Here is a 17094-nt window from a genome sequence, read left to right on the forward strand (position 1 = left end):
GGGACGGTAATAAAATTGAAAAGTAATCCGAGCAAAAAAGCCGTTATCTTTTGTCTGATCCTGACCATTACCGCTTCTGTGATACTCTTTCTGGCAGGCTTTGGACAGAGACTCATTTACAAAGACCTGAAAAATAATTGCACCGCCGAAGTAACGGGCAAGGTCGTAAACGAAAGCCGCGGCTATTTAAGAGATCTCGACGATGCGGAGAGCAAATACCTCACAGGCAAGCACTGGCGGCATATAGAGGTCGAACCCGATGGCAGGTTCAGGCTGCGCCATCTTTACTGTAATGCAGGTCCGGAACACAAAGGCGATAAGATCATCATCCACTATGACCCGAATGATCCCAACAACTATTATATCAGCGACTACGTTGATACCTACAAGGCGGCTTCGATATTCTCGTTTGCAGCAAGCGGACTCATGCTTGCACTGTCAATATTCATAATCATTGTTTCTTACAAGCGTTCCGGAGCTGCAAAGGACAAAGACCGCAACCGCATCTATTTTGATACGGGATACGGAAGATTTCTCTTTGACCATACGGGCACCGTGGGCTACGAATGTGATATCAAATGGAAGTGGAATCTGATCGACGACAGCATCGTTACTGCATTTTTTGACACTGACAGGCACCCCACTGTTCCGCAGGATGGCTATAACGGAATGATCGAGAAGGCTCTCATCGATAAAGGTCCCATCGACCTTGATATCAACAAGCTGATAACAGAGATACCGTCGCTGAAGGAAATACAGCCGGGAAAGTGCTATCGGAAACTTGAGAAGCTGCTCTTATACGGAGAGCGCACAGACCGTAACGTAAAAAAGGCAGTGGCAGACTGTTTACTGTCAGAGCCCGGGTTCATTGAGGAAGGAGCTTCCGAGCAGGATATTATTGACCGCATTGAATTATTATCCATAAGCGTTTACAGAAACGGCAGCGAGGAGTACGGATTATTCTATGATACCGACACAGAATTCATTGATCTCCGTTTAGTGATAACAGCAGGCGGCAAAAAGGAGCTTCACTATAAGATGGAAGGACAAAGTGCCGCTGATGATAAAGACAACTGCATAAAGTTATAGTTGACGATAACAAAAACGCCCCGAGACTATCGGAGCGTTTTGTATTTACAGCCATTTCTTCTTCCTGAAAAATATGAGACTGATGACGACTATGATAATACTTACAAGTATGACTATGGGATAGGACGCTTTGAACTCCAGCTCGGGCATATACTTGAAGTTCATGCCGTACCAGCCTGCAATTAGGGTTAGGGGCATAAAAATAGTGGTGACAATGGTGAGTATAGTCATTATCCTGTTCTGCTTTATGTCCAGCTGAGACTGATAGAGCTCGCGTATCTGGGCGGTGTAGTCCCTGAGTGCGGCGGTGGTGTCGTGAAGTCTGGCTATGCGCTGAGTGAAAAGGTGAAAATAGCGGAGATTTTCATGCTTGAAGAAGTTGTTCTCATTCTCCTCCAGCTCCTGACCCAAATCCTCCAGCTGTTCATAGTGTATCCTCATATCCCTGAGGTCGCTTCTTATCTCGCTGAGGCGCTTGGGATAGTTCTCCTCCTCGCCTGCAAGTATCTTGTCCTCCATCTCGTCAAGCTCCGCGTCGTACTTCGCCAGCACGTTCTGGTCGTTATATATTATCTGCTCGAGGAAGTCGTAAATGAAGCGCTCCAGCGAGGGATTTGTCCAGCGTTTGGTCTTTACAATGCCGCTGATTATCTCAGCAACAGCGCCGCTGTCATCAATAAAAACTATGCCCTTTTCGTCGAGGGCGAATGCGAACCTCCTGTTCTCACCCGAGATATCATTCCTGTCGGGAAGGCAGAATGTACCCGTCAGCGAGTCATAGTTCACCTCTGCCTTAGTGCTGTCTATCTGAAAGGTGCTGACCTCAAGGTCAATGCCCATATCGAATTTGGAGCTGTTGCTCTGCCACTCCTCCGCAGAGAGTATAGCCACATATTTTTCCTTTGAGTCTCTCGGCTTGAGGTTCTTGCGCTCCTCAAGGGTGCTTTTAATAAGATAGAACATATACGCCTCCTTATACTGATTTTTGTTTACCACAGACCATTATACCACAGATACCGCCATAAATCAACGCCGCGGAACAATTTTTCAAAGCTTCCCGAAGCATATTGCGGAACGGACGAAAATATGTTACAATTACATCAAGGACGGAGGTGCTGTGTAATGCAGTCATACAGGATAACCGCAGACGAAGCAAAGGCTCGTCTTATCAGCGGCAATGAAAAATACATACAGTCACGGACGCTTAGCTGTGACGTTTCTCCCGAGACTCTCCTGCGGTTCAGCGAGAGCGGACAGAAGCCCTACGCTATCATCATCACCTGCTCGGATTCGAGGGTAGTTCCCGAGATGATATTCTCAGCAGGCATAGGCGACCTCTTTGTCATAAGAGTTGCAGGCAACGTCATGGATTCCCACCAGCTCGGCAGTATCGAATACGCCGCAGAGCACCTTGGCACGGGTCTTATCGTAGTTCTCGGTCACGACCACTGCGGTGCCGTGGACGCCGCCATGAACCATGAGCCCGACGGCTACATAAAGTTCATAACAGACGAGATACTGAAGGCTATCGGCGATGAGAAAAACGAATTCCGTGCCTGCTGTCTCAACGTGAAGCACAGCTGTGATATAATCGAGCACAGCTTGCAGATACAGCGTGACGAGGAGGAGTACGGCTTGCAGGTGCTGGGAGCCATATACCGCCTTGACAGCGGCAGAGTGGAATTTCTGTAAAACAAAAGGCAATATAAAAATGCTCCCCTGAGCGGACAGATGTCTGCTTAGGGGAGCTTTATTCGTTTATACTAATGGCACTCACTGCCGATGCCTGCTGCATCCGCCGCAGCTTCCGCAGTCTCCGCAGCAGCTGCCATTCTTTGAGCTCTTTATCATGTACCTGACAGCAAAGACAACTGCAAGGACTATCAGAGCCAATATGACTATATCCGCAATATTCATCAGACCACTCCTATCAGCAGCAGTATGGCGCGTATAACAAGTGTGGCGATCCATGCCACGGCGCACTGCCATACCACCTCTGCCAGAGCCCATTTCTTGCCCAGCTCACGCTTTACAGCGGCGATCGCCGCTACACAGGGAGTGTAGAGCAGCGAGAACACCAGCAGGCAGGCTGCTGTCAGTGAGGACATAGCCGAGGCAACATCTCCCGAATAGAGTATTTTCAGTGTGGAGACCACGCTCTCCTTTGCCATAAATCCGCTTATGAGAGCAACAAGTATGCGCCAGTCGCCAAGTCCCACAGGCTTCATGATCGGCGCGAAAACACCTGCTATCTTGGCGAGTATGCTGTCGCCTGCGTCGTCCACCATGTTCAGCTTCAGGTCGAAGCTCTGGAGGAACCAGACTGCTATGGTAGCTATGAGGATAACGGAGAACGCCCTCTGGAGGAAGTCCTTTGCCTTTTCCCACAGGAGCTGTGCCACGTTGCCTGCCGAAGGCAGACGGTAGTTGGGAAGCTCCATTACAAAGGGCACAGCCTCACCGCGGAAAAGTGTTCCCTTGAAAATGTATGCGGCGATTATTCCCGAAACTATTCCGAGAAGATAGAGCCCTATCATGATAAGTCCGCCCCGTTTCGGGAAGAAAGCATTCACAAAGAATGCATAGATGGGCAGCTTCGCGGTACAGCTCATGAAGGGGGTCAGAAGAATGGTCATTTTTCTGTCTCTCTCGCTGGGGAGAGTTCTTGTGGACATTACCGCAGGCACAGAGCAGCCGAAGCCGATGAGCAGCGGAACTATGCTTCGTCCCGAAAGTCCCACCTTGCGGAGTATCTTGTCCATAAAGAATGCAACACGGGCTATATAGCCGCTGTCCTCCAGCAGTGACAGGAAGAAGAAAAGCGTCACGATTATTGGCAGGAAGCTGAGAACGCTTCCCACGCCCGCAAAAATACCATCTATGACAAGGTCATGGATAACCGTGTTAACATGAGCGCCCGTCAGCGCCTTGTCTGTAATCTCCGTGAGCTTGTCCACACCTGTCTCGAAAAGCCCCTGTAAAAAAGCACCGATGACATTGAAGGTCAGATAGAATACCAGTCCCATAATGAGGATGAATGCAGGGATAGCCGTATATTTTCCCGTCAGGAACTTATCTATACGGCGGCTTCGGATATGCTCGCGGCTCTCCGCAGGCTTCTTCACCGTGTCATCGCAGAGCCTGTGGATGAAGCTGAACCTCATATCCGCAATGGCGGAGCTTCGATCCAGACCGCGTTCCTTCTCCATCTGCGAAACGATATGCTCAACGGTCTCGAGCTCGTTCTGATCAAGTCCCAGCTTGTCGATGACCAGCTTGTCGTTTTCGATGACCTTACTGGTCACAAATCGTATAGGCATATCCACGCTTTCTGCGTGATCCTCAATAAGATGAGAGATACTGTGGAGACAGCGGTGTACCGCTCCCCCGTTCTCGTTCTTCGCGCAGAAGTCATAGCGGACGGGGCGCTCCTGATAATAGGCGACATGTATGGCGTGCTCCACAAGCTCCTCGATACCCTTGTTCTTGGCAGCTGATATGGGCACCACAGGTACGCCGAGACGTCTTTCCATCTGGTTTATGTCGATGGTTCCGCCGTTGGAAGTCAGCTCGTCCATCATATTCAGTGCAACTACCATGGGGATATTCATTTCCAGAAGCTGCATTGTAAGATAGAGATTTCTCTCGATATTGGTGACATCAACGATATTGATGATAGCGTGAGGCTTCTCGTTGAGCACGAAATTACGGGAGACTATCTCCTCGCTGCTGTAAGGCGACATGGAGTAAATGCCGGGCAGGTCGGTTATAAGGGTATCGGGATGACCCTTTATAGCGCCGTCCTTGCGGTCCACGGTAACTCCCGGGAAGTTTCCGACGTGCTGCTTGGAGCCCGTCAGCCTGTTGAAAAGGGTGGTCTTGCCGCTGTTCTGGTTTCCCACGAGAGCGAACTTCATCACAGTGCCCTTTTCAAGAGGGACACCATCGTCCTTGGCGTGGAAGCGTCCGCCCTCACCGAGACCCGGGTGGTCGGACTTCTTATGTCTGTGCTCTTTCTTCACCGCCTCTTTTTTAGAGGCGACGGGACAGACTCCGATCTGCTCGGCATCCGCAAGTCTCAGCGTAAGCTCATAGCCGTGGAGCCGCAGCTCCATAGGGTCGCCCATAGGTGCATATTTGACCAGAGTCACCTCTGCTCCGGGGATAAGTCCCATATCAAGGAAATGCTGTCTCAGAGCACCTTCACCGCCGACGCTCTCAACCCTGACAGTATCTCCGATCTTAATATTTCTAAGCGTTTCCATTATCTGCTCCTATATTGATATTATTTCAGCCTAACCATTATATCACAAAAAACACTCCAAATCAACATTTTTGCTCCATTCTGCAATAAATAAAGATAATAAAAAAAATATATGTCACACCTGTGTCTGCTGGCACGATAGTATTAAATGAACCAAGTTCTTTGGGCACAAAACAGACGGTCGTACACTCTCAAAGCTGTTGATTAAATAATTTTTATTTAAAATTTGTTATTTAGCAAATTGTGATAATTATTTCAGAGGCGCCTCACGGATTATTATTTAATTAGCAGATTTGCATTAATTTTTCGCTTAAAGGACTTGATTTAATTTCATTTTGGTGTATAATAAACGTGGATTGTACATTCCGTTTGTTTACACAGCACAAATTGTTAAAATGGTAACTATGTTTTGCGAGTTCATCGTATTCCAACATTTTATCATAGCACTGTATACAGTAAAAGAAATAACAATAAAAACACTATAATGGAGGAAAAAACACAATGAAGAAAAACAACAGAACACTGGCCCTTATCACCTCTGCTGTTTCCGCTCTCTCAGTGATGGCAGCAGCTGCTCCCGCACAGAGCTTTGCAGAAGCAGAAGGCCCTTATAAAATTGACAGAGATCTTGTCAATGTACATGATATCGATCTCTCAGACATGACCTATGATTTCGGAGGCAAGGACAACTACGAAAAGGACGGAAAAGCCAACTATTATGACTTCCTTATCATTGAAAAGGAGATCAACAGAATATACGCTAAAGATGGCTTCCCCAACAAGAAGTACTCCTGCTCAGAGGTCGAGCTTTCCGAGGAAGCACAGAAGGCAAATCTCACCCCCGAGCTCTTCGACCTGACTAATGATATGTGCATATCTCCCGAAGACTACTGTGTATATCTCCACGAACTGTCCCTTTCATACAGAGCAGAATTCATCGATGGAGAAGCAGCTTTCACTATCCAGAACTGCGCTTTGGATGATGCGACCGAGATCGTAGTTCCTGCGTCACTCTTTGATAGTGTTCACGGCTGCATCCTTCCTGTTCAGGAGATCGAACCTGAGGCTTTCTCATTCTGCGAGAAACTTGAGACCGTATATCTCAGCGATTACCGTCAGCCCGAATGGATTAACAATTATGGTTTCCTTCTGAACGAAGGCGGCGAAGTCAAGGCAAGCACATACCTCAGGATAAAAAATAACGCTTTCAAGGGCTGCCGCAACCTTGCTAATATTTACTTCCCCCAGAATATCGTTATGCAAAACGGAGCTTTCAACGATACTGCATTCAACTTGAACGAGTATAATCACTTCGACGATAACGGTGTTGAATATTACCGTGACAGCAATACAAGCTCCCCCGCTATCCTTGCTTACCGACTCGCTGATCCCGAATCATACAGCGATACCGACCTCACATTCATGGACGGAACTACTTCTATCAATGACGAGATCGCGTATGCTCACCCATTCTGCAAAAGCGTTGAAAACGTAAATATCCCTGATTCTGTAAAGTATATCGGATTCAACGCATTCAAAAACTGCAGGAAGCTTGAAAAGGTGAACGGTCATGAGTATTCAGGACTTGGCACAAACGTACAGAAGAAGATAAAAAGATTTATCAACGCATTCGACGGAACTCCCTTTATAACCAAGGAGACTCAAAGAATTGTCGATCATATCGCTTCCAATCTTGAAAAAAGCTTTACTCCCGAAACAACCGAAAGTGAGAAGGTCAAAGCAGTTATAAAAGAAGTCGTTAGCAATATAACATACACTTCATATATCTCTCCCGAAGAAATATCAATATATCCCAGCACTTTATATAACAGCTTCGACTATAGCCGCTTAAACTATGGTTCCATCAACGCAGGTCTGAACACAAACTTTACTGAGTGCGGCGGTATCTCTATGACTACTTCGCTTATCCTTGATACTCTCGGTATTAAGAATCACCTTGCAGGAGCTGAGAACCACGCATATAATCTCGTATGGATGAAGAACGAAAGCACAGGAAAATACGAGTGGCATGAAGTAGACGTTACCACTTTCACCGGTAATTATCTTACTAAATCAGCTGCCAATGCAGGCAAGAATTATAAGGAGATCAGAAGAGATGCTGCAAACGCTCTCGGGGACTCTAATCTCTGGGACATCGTATATGAGAAGGACAGCAACCTCCATGGCGAAGATGCATTCATCGGCTTTACAAATTCAGAACTCAGGCAGTTCACTGAATCCGGTCACACATTCTTCTATGTAGTTAACAACAATGATCGTTCAACTGTTAACGTTTACAAGTATAACTCAACAGAAAATGCTGACGAGATCGAAAGCGCTCTGAATATCCTTAATGACTCTACATTCGTAGTATCGACCAAGTAAAAGCTGTAACCCATAAAAAACAGCAGGATCGGATGATCCTGCTGTTTTCTTTTTATACAATATTTAGTCGGGGAGCGCAGGGTTGCCTGCGGCACAATATTAAAATATCGTGAGCGCAGCGAACACATTAACCCTTCACTATAAGAGTAGTACTTATATAGAAGTTTATATGTAATTATTGGAGGAAAAAACCTTTCTGAGGAAAGGTTCTTTTCCCCCAAGCCCCCTTTTTCCAAAGACTTTATAACTGAATTTAGCCCCAACAGGGCGCTCCACACAAGATGTGAAAAACAGTAATAAAACTGAGAGCGCCCTGACGGGGCTAAATTTAATGCTAAAAGTTTTAGGAAAGGAGTTTGAGGAAGAACCCTTTTTCAAAAGGGTTTTCCTCAATATCACTTGTAAAACTTCTATAAGAGTACCTCCCTTATAGGCAGATGTTTTTTACTCTATCTCCGCCAGTGCGCCGCGAATTATCTCATCGGGGAAGCCTATGACGCTCAGCAGCCTTATGGCGTTGCTGGAGCGGCTTATGCCGTCGTGTATAGTATAATCAAAAACTACGTCCCCATCCTCAAGGCTCTCGCAGAAGTGGTGATTTCTGTACACACCGTCAAAGGCTTTCGCCAGCTCTATGTCGTGAGTCGCCACCATGAGCATACAGTTCCTGCTGTCGAAATACTTCAGCACAGCCTTGGACGCTGCAATGCGCTCTGTGGTATTGGTGCCCTTCAGTATCTCATCAATGGCGAGGAATATGAGCCTGCCGCTCTCAGCCTGCTCCACCATACGTTTCAGGTACTTTATCTCGCGGATATAGTAGCTCTCCCCTGTGAGCAGGTCGTCCCTGACCGCCATAGAGGTGATAACACCGCAGCGCGGCACCGAAGCATGGTCCGCAGTGCAGGTGCAGATGGTCTGGGCAAAGATAAGATTTATCGCCACTGCCTTGATGAAAGTGGACTTTCCCGAAGCATTGGAGCCTGTGATGATAGTGTTGCGCTCAAATCTGAAATCATTTGCTACGGGAGCTTTCAGCATGGGATGGAAGACCTGTACGAACTCAAAGCTGCTTTCGTCATTTACCTCGGGAACGCAGAAATGCGGCAGGCTCTTTCTGAAGGAGCCAACGGCTATGGAGCAGTCAATGCTGCCCAGATAGCGGTACACCTGCATATACTCGTCCTTTTTGTCAGCCAGCTCCGCAGCGCCCATATTATATAGTATGAAGTTTATCATCAGCGGTCCCGTTACATAGGAGCCCAGCTGTGAGAGCAGATCATCGGACATCATCATAGAACGCTTCATACTGAGCAGTGAAAGTATCCTTGCAGCCTTTTTCAGCTTTTTCAGCGGCACTTCCACCGACTTTGAAAACTGCGGTATCACTCTGCTCAACTCAGCAGCAGCGTTGATTGTCATAGCCGATGAGAAAAGGCTCTCAAGCCTTGTTTCAAAGCTGCCCCTGAGGAAAAGATAAGCCACGAAATTCACAAGATAGACAAAGATAAACAGCATGGCAAACACAGGGCTCATGAGCACCACCGCCAGTATACCGAAAAGCAGCAGAACTCCCAGCATAACGGGGTATACAAATCTGTAGGGCAGATAGCGGTTTTCTGCATCCTCAGCAAGCCCAACGGAATAATAGCCGCTTATGGGCTTTCCCACGCCGTAGAGCAGCTTTCTGACCTCATTTCGCTTTTCCTCGTTCTTCTCAAAGAAGCCGATAATGTCATTGTTCAGCCGCGGCTCTCTGTCCTTGCTGCCGAGGATATGCAGCGTGGAGTACAGATATTGCTCCCCTGCGAAGCTGTCGGTGTGGTCTGCGCGAAGAAAAATGTTATCCATTTCAAGGTCGTTCCATGTGACACTGTCCACAAGCTCGTCCTCACGAAAGTCCTTCTTCTCCTGCTCATAAAGCAAAGCTATGCTCTCCATCCTGTCGCGGACGTCTGCCTTTACGCGGCTCGGGTCGCCGAATGAATGACGTATATAGTAGTTAACAGCCTGCCTGCTGCCGATCATACGAACTATGATAACGATAACAGCAATGAGTGCAATAACAGCAATAATGATAATTGGTTCCATTATGTCCTCCGAAAGTAAAAAGTATAATCATTATAGCATTTTATGACAGGAAATGCAAGGACTGTTTACCGCGGAGCAGCTATGCCGACGGGAGGTTCTTTCGCGCCCCCTTGCTTTATCGTTATTAATATGCTAAAAGCGGGGAGCCCCCGCCGGCTGTTTCGCGGCTAAGCTGTAAATGGAGGGAAGATCATCTCCGCGCCCCCTTGCTTTATCGTTATTAATATGCTAAAAGCGGAGAGCCCTCGCCGGCTGTTTCGCGGCTAAGCTGTAAATGGAAGGAAGATCATCTCCGCGCCCCCTTGCTTTATCGTTATTAATATGCTAAAAGCGGGGAGCCCCCGCCGGCTGTTTCGCGGCTAAGCTGTAAATGGAGGGAAGATCATCTCCGCGCCCCCTTGCTTTATCGTTATTAATATGCTAAAATATATAAAACAAAGGAGGCTGACCATGAACACTATTCTTCTTGCAGAGGACGACCATACCCTGCGTAAAAACATAAAAATGTCACTGGAGACAGAGGGCTATAATGTCATTGCAGTCTCCACCACCGAGGAAGCCGAGGAGCTAGCTCCGCAGGCTGACCTGCTCATACTGGACGTAATGCTCCCCGACGGCAGCGGCATTGACCTCTGCAAACGGCTTCGCAGGACCATAAAGGCTCCCGTTATATTTCTCACCTCCTGCGACGACGAAGCGGATATCATCCGCGGTCTGGACAGCGGCGGCGACGACTACATGACCAAGCCCTTCAGACTCCGCGAGCTTTTCTCCCGTATAAGAGCAAATCTCAGGCGCATCCCCGATGTACCGCAGCTGGACCTTACCGCGCTGGAGCAGAAGCTGCTGAACTATCTCATGCAGAACCGCGGTCAGTTCCTGACCCGTGACCAGATACTGGAATACCTCTGGGACTCAAAGGGAGCATTCGTAAATGACAATACCCTCTCCGTAAATATAAGCAGGCTCCGCGAAAAGCTCAACAACGCCGAGGGCTGCGGGACCATAGTTACAAAGCGAGGTATAGGCTATAAATGGACAGATTCATAAACAACCGCGCTCCCAAGCGGCTGGTGCTGATACTTGCGCTGCTGCTGTGCATTTCCGCGGCTGCTGCTTACCTTATCTCGGGAAAGTGCGCGGAGAAGATAGTGAGAGAGCAGATAAAGTCGGAGCTCTCAGTGGCAGGCGGCGGCAAGCTGACAGTTTCTCCCGATGAGGAGCACATCTCAGCAGGCGAGGTGCTGCTGGACGAATACGGCATAGACCGCAGCCTTTCACCGCAGCTCATGCACAATTACAAAAGCGTACGCAAGACCATTTTTATTCCCTTATTCGGTCTTGCGGCAGCAGTCTCACTTTTCTGGTTCATCGCCGCACTCATGGAGCTCATGGCGATATACCGTGACCTCGAAGCCATAAGAAAAGAGTGCATAGCCGCTGCGGACTCACCCGACAAAAGGATAGGGCTCTACGGTCACGACCTTAGCTCGGTACGCAGGATAGCCGAATCCGCCGATCTTCTGGTCAGCAGGCTCGACCACACACTGTTCAGTCTCAGCAGCGAGCAGAAGTACCTCCGAAGCTTCCTCACGGACCTTTCCCACCAGATAAAGACCTCCCTTGCAGTGGTAAGGCTCAACACGGATATGCTGTCGGAGCTCCCCGATATTTCCGAGGAGCAGCGCACAAAGCTCTCCGACGAGATACAGCTCAACCTTGACGCCATGGAGAACATGGTCATCGAGGCTATAAAAATGGCTAAGCTTGACGCAGACGCCGTGGAATACGATATGCAGGAGCAATCCCCTGCCGAGGTGTGCAGTCTTGCGCTGAAGCGCCTTGCGCCAATGCTCCGCAAGAAAAACATCTCCGTCCGCACCGACCTTGATGAAGATGTAAGGCTCATGTGTGACAAGGGCTGGCTCTGCGAGGCGGTGGAGAACATCATCAAGAACTCCGCCGATCACTCGGAGTGTACGGAGATATCCGCCGAGGTCAGCGATGACCCCATCAAGGTCACCATAGCTCTCTCCGACAACGGAAAGGGCATTCCACAGAACGAGATACCCAAGCTTTTTGAGCGCTTTTCCTCGGGCTCATCCGACCGCTCAATGTACAGCTCGGGACTGGGTATGTCCATCTCACAGAAAATAGTCCGCGGCCACGGCGGCGAGATATTCGTCTACTCCGAGGAGGGCAGCGGAGCACGTTTTGAATTTGTATTTCTGAAAAACTGAGATAATTCTCAGTTTTTTGCTTTTTGTAACTTTCCCGTAAGGTTCATGCTTTACAATACAGACAGAATAAGGAACGGAGGTCCTGTTATGGGAAACGATATAATACTGAAGACTGAAAAACTTACCAAGCAGTACGGCGAGGGCGAGAACGCATTCCTTGCCATAAAAGGCATAGACCTTGAGGTCCGCAAAGGCGAGTTCGTGGCTATTACAGGCGAAAGCGGCAGCGGCAAGACCACTCTTCTCAACTGTCTCGGCTCGCTTGACCGTCCCACAAGCGGCAGCATAATCTTCGACGGCAGGGATATCACAGGGCTCAGCGACAACGCTCTCTCAGCCTACCGCCGCAGGAGCATAGGCTTCATCTTCCAGAACTTCAATCTCATACCCGTGCTCAATGTTGAGGAGAATATAGTTCTTCCCCTCAATCTGGACAACACTCCTCCCGATATGGCATATCTTGATGAGCTGCTGCGTCTTACGGGACTTGAAAGCAAGCGCCGTAACTTTCCTCACGAGCTCTCGGGCGGTCAGCAGCAGCGTGTGGCATTCGCAAGGGCTCTGGTCCACAAGCCCCAGCTCATACTGGCTGATGAGCCCACGGGAAACCTTGACAGCAAGAACAGCCGCGAGATAATCTCCATACTGAAAAACTCCATCAAGAAGTATGACCAGACCCTCATACTCATAACCCATGACGGCAGCATTGCTGCGCAGGCAGACCGCATCTGCCGTATCACCGACGGCGTTCTCAGCGAATAAGGAGGCGGCAGCATGAAACATCTCATCTCTCTTTCTCTCAAATATATCCGCCGCCAGAAGGTCCGCACCTTCCTCACATTCATGTGCATAATGCTCTCCGCATTCATACTCGCCACGGTCTGTTCCTTCGGCAGCAGCCTCTACACCACCCTATACAACTACACCGAGCACGACGACGGCTTGTGGGAAGTGGACGTAACAAATTGGGTAAGACAAGCAGAGGATTATAGCAAGGCTCTGGATATAGTCAAGAACCACGCTGTTGTGGACGATTACCTTCAGCCTCATTCTGAAGAATTAGCATACATGGATGATATCGGCTTTTTTGAGATAAGCGACGGAAAAACCTCATCAAGAGCAATGGTACTCAGCAGCAGCAGCTACGAGGGCAACAAGAAGCTGGTCTCGGAAATGACCGTCACCGATCCTGCGTTCAATCTTGATACAGATAATGCAGACGGAGTCTATGTCCCACACAGCTTCATGGATATGGGATACTCCGAGGGAGATACCGTTACTTTCACCATATGCCCTTTCAGCGCTAAGTTTGACGAGAACAGCGACATCATAAAGCAGCTCCGCGCCGAGCTGAAGGAAAAGAACGGCACAAGTCTCACGCCAATGGATATAGGCTTTGACCGGCTGCCCGAGGAGCTTCAGCGTAAGGCTTCAGGCTCGAATCTGTTATTTTCTCTCCAGCGGAGAAATATAGACGTAAAGGACTATCCTCTTACGGATCTGAGCTACGGCGAGCCTGTGGAGTACACCGTGAAAATAGCAGGCTTTACCGAATCGGTCAATTCATTCAGTGTAAACCTGAACCGTTTCATCAACACAAAAAGCGGCAGTGTTGACCTTAAAAAGGTATACGATAAAAATCACTTCCTCAACTGCTCACTTGAAGACGAGATGTTCATACGCATAAAGGACGGCTGTGACTTCGAGGAAGCGCTGAAAACACTGTTCACCGACCTCGGTCATGATTACGACAAGGATTTTTACAGCGACAACCTTCGCCATTCCGAAAACTCCACTCTGCTGGGACTTGAATGGAAGAGCGCCGACGCTATATACAGCATACTTCCCATGTTCGTGCTGCCCCTTATGGTAGTCCTGCTCATAGCGTGGTTCATTTCAAGATTTATCATCGACAACGCCTTTGAAATGGCTGTTCAGGAGAGAAGCACTCACTTCGCCGCTCTCCGTATCATGGGCGCCTCAAAGGGACAGGTGGCGGCGGTAGTCCTCATAGAAGCGGTATTCTACTGCCTTACAGCCGTTCCCCTCGGTATACTCACAGCTGTATTCATCTGCCGCGGTGCATTCAACTCCTTCCACAGGGCAGGCTTCCCGCTGTTTGAGTTCTCCGTAAAGGGCACATTCATAGTCATCGGTGCAGCACTCTGCATACTGGCGATAATGGTATCCGCATTCACATCCGCAATGTGGGCTTCAAGAAAGCTCTCCCCTGCCGAGGCACTGAATTTCGGCAAGCCAAAGAGCAAAAAGCGCAGGCTTCGCAGATACAAGTCAAAGCTGGACCTGAGCTCAAAGAAGTTCCTGAGAAGATACACCAGAAAGAACATAGGCGCCTCAAAGAGCCGTTTCGTGATCTCTACCATAACTATGGGTCTGGGAGTCCTCATGTTCACCTTTACAGCCCTTATCGGCACATATGTAAAGGAGCTGTCGGGAAAGATAATTCCCGATTCTATTGGAGATTATTATATAGACACCATGTACGCGGACGAAAGCCTGATCGAAGCCGCCGATGAATGTTTCGCAGGAAACGATGCCTTTTCAAGCTACTGCATAACCTCAATTTTCACACAGGAAATATCAGCTGTTTCAGACACCGACGAGATAGCCGATGACAGACTCAAACGAATTTCCGAAAAAGGCATAGCTATGGTATATGCAGTCAATGAGGGCGAATACAAAAGATGCTATCTGGACGAAGTAACCGGCATGAGCTATGCGGAGTTCAGAGACAGCGGTTCGGCTTTCTTCAATATACAAAACGGTGTTCGTGTCCCTGAAACAGATACGATCAAAGAAACAAGCGAGCGCCGATTTGAAAAATTCAGCAAGCCCATTACCTCGGAGAGCACCAACGGACTCAGCCTTAAAATTCTCGGTGTTGCATACAGCCCTAAGGCTATGTCATACAACCTGATCGTCCCACTGGAAAAAGCAGCGGGATACGCCGAGGATTACCATATCAGCCTGACTGTAAACGGCATGGAAAACTACGAAAAAGCTCAGGCTTCGATGGATCAGTTCAGACAAAAAGTCACACTCTGCAATATTGAAGATCTTTACATGGTGGGAACTGGTCTGAAGGAGTTCGTAAAGGCTATCGTCAAGATAATCCTCATCTTCCTCATATCCATATGGCTTGTGGGAATACTCTCCATGATAAACTGCGTCAACACCAGTGTTCTCAACAGAAGCCGCGAGCTGATGATGCTCAGGAGCGTAGGCATGACAAGGAAACAGCTCCGCAAGAGCGTTATCCTTGAGACTATTATGTTCTCCGCAACGGCTGCGGTGATCGGCACACTGCTGGGACTTGGCATATTCCTCATATTCGTATACCTGCTCATACGGGAGCCCTCTATGCTCCATATCGGCAAGGTAGCGGCAGTTCTCATCGCTTCACTGGTGCTCAATATCATCATATCTCTCCTTTCGGCTATACCTGCCATAAGAAATCTCGGCAAGGTAGAAGCCATCGCACAGGCAGCTGCATAACAAGCCGCTCAAAGCTCATGAAATAGAAATAGCCCCCGAACATTCAGCTGAATGATCGGGGGCTGTTTTACAGCAGAATCAGGTTCAAAGCTGCTTCATGAGCTCATCTATGAGCGGTCTCTTTGCAAGTCCGTCGGAAAAGACTGTGGCGCCGCCGCAGGCTGTTCCCAGCTTCAGCGCATAGTCGTAGTCGCCGTTCACTGCGCCTGCTACAAAGCCTGCTACCATGGAGTCGCCTGCACCCACGGAGTTCCTGACAGTGCCGCTGCATACTCCGCACTTATGGAGCACTCCGTTTTCATCAAGGAGGACGGCTCCCTTTTCCGCCATGGATAAAAGCACATTCCTTGCACCCATGCCGCGGAGCTTCTCTGCATACCCGGCTGCCTGCTCCGGGGTTGTGAGCTCAGCGCCGAAAATCTCCCCAAGCTCGCGGTCGTTGGGCTTTAGGAGTATGCTGTCCGTTCGGAATATTGACAAAACGGGCAGGATATGTTATATTCAAGATAGTCCTTGTTACGGACTGCAAACACATATAAGCGGTTTTCCGCTGATAATAAGGAGGTATTTTTATGAGAAAAAATTTAGGTGTACAGCCAGCGCTGTTCCCCATGCCCGTAGTCATCGTGGCTGCATATGCCGCTGACGGAAGCATCTGCGCAATGAACGCCGCATGGGCTCAGATCTGCGATATGGACAAGATAGCCCTTTTCATCGACGCAGACCACAAGACCACAAAGAACATCATGGAGACCAAGGCTTTCACAGTCAGCATTGCCGATGTTCCCAATATGGCTCCCGCAGACTTCTTCGGTATAGCAACAGGAAACAAGATGCCCGACAAGTTTGAGCGCTCGGGCTGCCACGCTGTAAAGAGCGAGTTCGTAAACGCTCCCGTGATAACAGAGTTCCCCGTTGCTATCGAGTGCGAGCTTGCGGAGGAGATCAATACTCCCAATATGCACGCCATCGTGGGAAAGATCGTCAATGTAAGCGCTGACGAGCAGGTCATCGGCGACAAGGACAAGATACTCCCCGAAAAGGTAAATGCCCTCATCTTCGATCAGTACCGCAGCGGCTACTTCGCTGTGGGCGAAAAGGTAGGTCAGGCATGGAATGCAGGCAAGGACCTGATGAAGTAAATACAAGAACAACAGCCGCTGCGGAATGCAGCGGCTGTTGCTCTTCATGGATAGTTTATCTATATAAACAGGAAATGTGGAAAGCTTTTCATGCTCCGCCTTTTCGGCGCTCCTGTTTCCTGAAGATATTATAGCTCAGTGCTCAGAGAACGGCAGTTTTGTTCTTCTTTGCCATGCTCTCCTTTTCAGCGATGAGGACCATAACGACCGACATCAGTCCGCCTACAAAGAAGTCGTTTGATGACAGACTGCTGTATGTCCCTGTCTTGTCAAAAACTGCCCTGAAGTAAACAAATATCATAGCAGCGATAGTGATAACATAGAGTACCTTGTAAATTGCGAATAATACCTTTTCTGACTTTTTCAT

General features: G+C 48.6%; 14 protein-coding genes. 8 read left to right on the forward strand and 6 right to left on the reverse strand.

Annotated features, from left to right (window positions below; translation table 11 throughout):
* Positions 1-15: 15 nt before the first annotated feature.
* A complete protein-coding gene (locus tag DSZ37_RS10740; protein WP_109726906.1) occupies positions 16-1089 on the forward strand; it encodes a hypothetical protein in 1074 nt (357 codons plus the stop codon).
* Positions 1090-1134: 45 nt separating this feature from the next.
* On the opposite strand, the gene DSZ37_RS10745 is transcribed toward DSZ37_RS10740, so the two are convergent.
* Positions 1135-2052, reverse strand: a complete 918-nt coding sequence (locus DSZ37_RS10745; protein WP_109726907.1) for a magnesium transporter CorA family protein — start codon at positions 2050-2052, stop codon at positions 1135-1137.
* Positions 2053-2211: 159 nt separating this feature from the next.
* Between DSZ37_RS10745 and DSZ37_RS10750 the strand changes: the two genes are divergently transcribed.
* A complete protein-coding gene (locus DSZ37_RS10750; RefSeq protein ID WP_109726908.1) occupies positions 2212-2781 on the forward strand; it encodes a carbonic anhydrase in 570 nt (189 codons plus the stop codon).
* An 81-nt stretch (positions 2782-2862) separates the two neighbouring features.
* On the opposite strand, the gene DSZ37_RS10755 is transcribed toward DSZ37_RS10750, so the two are convergent.
* Positions 2863-3006, reverse strand: a complete 144-nt coding sequence (locus DSZ37_RS10755; RefSeq protein ID WP_109726909.1) for a FeoB-associated Cys-rich membrane protein — start codon at positions 3004-3006, stop codon at positions 2863-2865.
* Complete coding sequence (feoB, locus tag DSZ37_RS10760; RefSeq protein WP_109726910.1) at positions 3006-5354, reverse strand: ferrous iron transport protein B; 2349 nt, start codon at positions 5352-5354, stop codon at positions 3006-3008. The genes DSZ37_RS10755 and feoB overlap by 1 nt, the downstream gene beginning before the upstream one ends.
* Positions 5355-5854: 500 nt before the next feature.
* On the opposite strand from feoB, the gene DSZ37_RS10765 reads away from it, so the two are divergent.
* Positions 5855-7738 carry a leucine-rich repeat protein gene (locus tag DSZ37_RS10765; protein WP_109726911.1) on the forward strand — a complete coding sequence of 628 codons (1884 nt, stop codon included), beginning with the start codon at positions 5855-5857 and terminating at the stop codon, positions 7736-7738.
* Positions 7739-8182: 444 nt separating this feature from the next.
* Here the strand turns inward: DSZ37_RS10765 and DSZ37_RS10770 are convergent, their stop codons facing one another.
* Positions 8183-9829: a MutS-related protein gene (locus tag DSZ37_RS10770; protein ID WP_109726912.1), complete on the reverse strand. Its 1647-nt coding sequence runs from the start codon at positions 9827-9829 to the stop codon at positions 8183-8185.
* Between the two features lie 450 nt (positions 9830-10279).
* On the opposite strand from DSZ37_RS10770, the gene DSZ37_RS10775 reads away from it, so the two are divergent.
* From DSZ37_RS10775 to DSZ37_RS10790, 4 genes are all read left to right on the forward strand, one after another.
* Positions 10280-10879, forward strand: coding sequence for a response regulator transcription factor (locus tag DSZ37_RS10775; RefSeq protein WP_109726913.1), 600 nt, complete (start codon positions 10280-10282; stop codon positions 10877-10879).
* Entirely contained in the window at positions 10864-12069 is a 1206-nt protein-coding gene (locus DSZ37_RS10780) for a sensor histidine kinase (protein WP_109726914.1), read from the forward strand. Before DSZ37_RS10775 ends, DSZ37_RS10780 begins: the two co-directional genes overlap by 16 nt.
* 87 nt (positions 12070-12156) lie before the next feature.
* Positions 12157-12831: an ABC transporter ATP-binding protein gene (locus DSZ37_RS10785; RefSeq protein WP_109726915.1), complete on the forward strand. Its 675-nt coding sequence runs from the start codon at positions 12157-12159 to the stop codon at positions 12829-12831.
* Between the two features lie 12 nt (positions 12832-12843).
* Positions 12844-15585, forward strand: a complete 2742-nt coding sequence (locus tag DSZ37_RS10790; protein ID WP_109726916.1) for an ABC transporter permease — start codon at positions 12844-12846, stop codon at positions 15583-15585.
* An 84-nt stretch (positions 15586-15669) separates the two neighbouring features.
* Here DSZ37_RS10790 and DSZ37_RS10795 read toward each other — a convergent pair whose 3' ends face one another.
* Positions 15670-16065, reverse strand: a complete 396-nt coding sequence (locus tag DSZ37_RS10795; RefSeq protein WP_242978618.1) for a PfkB family carbohydrate kinase — start codon at positions 16063-16065, stop codon at positions 15670-15672.
* A 92-nt stretch (positions 16066-16157) separates the two neighbouring features.
* On the opposite strand from DSZ37_RS10795, the gene DSZ37_RS10800 reads away from it, so the two are divergent.
* Positions 16158-16727 carry a flavin reductase family protein gene (locus DSZ37_RS10800; protein ID WP_109726918.1) on the forward strand — a complete coding sequence of 190 codons (570 nt, stop codon included), beginning with the start codon at positions 16158-16160 and terminating at the stop codon, positions 16725-16727.
* A 142-nt stretch (positions 16728-16869) separates the two neighbouring features.
* Here DSZ37_RS10800 and DSZ37_RS10805 read toward each other — a convergent pair whose 3' ends face one another.
* The gene (locus tag DSZ37_RS10805; protein ID WP_109726919.1) at positions 16870-17094 is read right to left on the reverse strand and encodes a hypothetical protein; all 225 of its coding nucleotides are present in this window, start codon (positions 17092-17094) and stop codon (positions 16870-16872) included.

It is taken from the genome of Ruminococcus flavefaciens, assembly GCF_900116855.1.
Lineage (GTDB): Bacteria > Bacillota > Clostridia > Oscillospirales > Ruminococcaceae > Ruminococcus > Ruminococcus flavefaciens_R.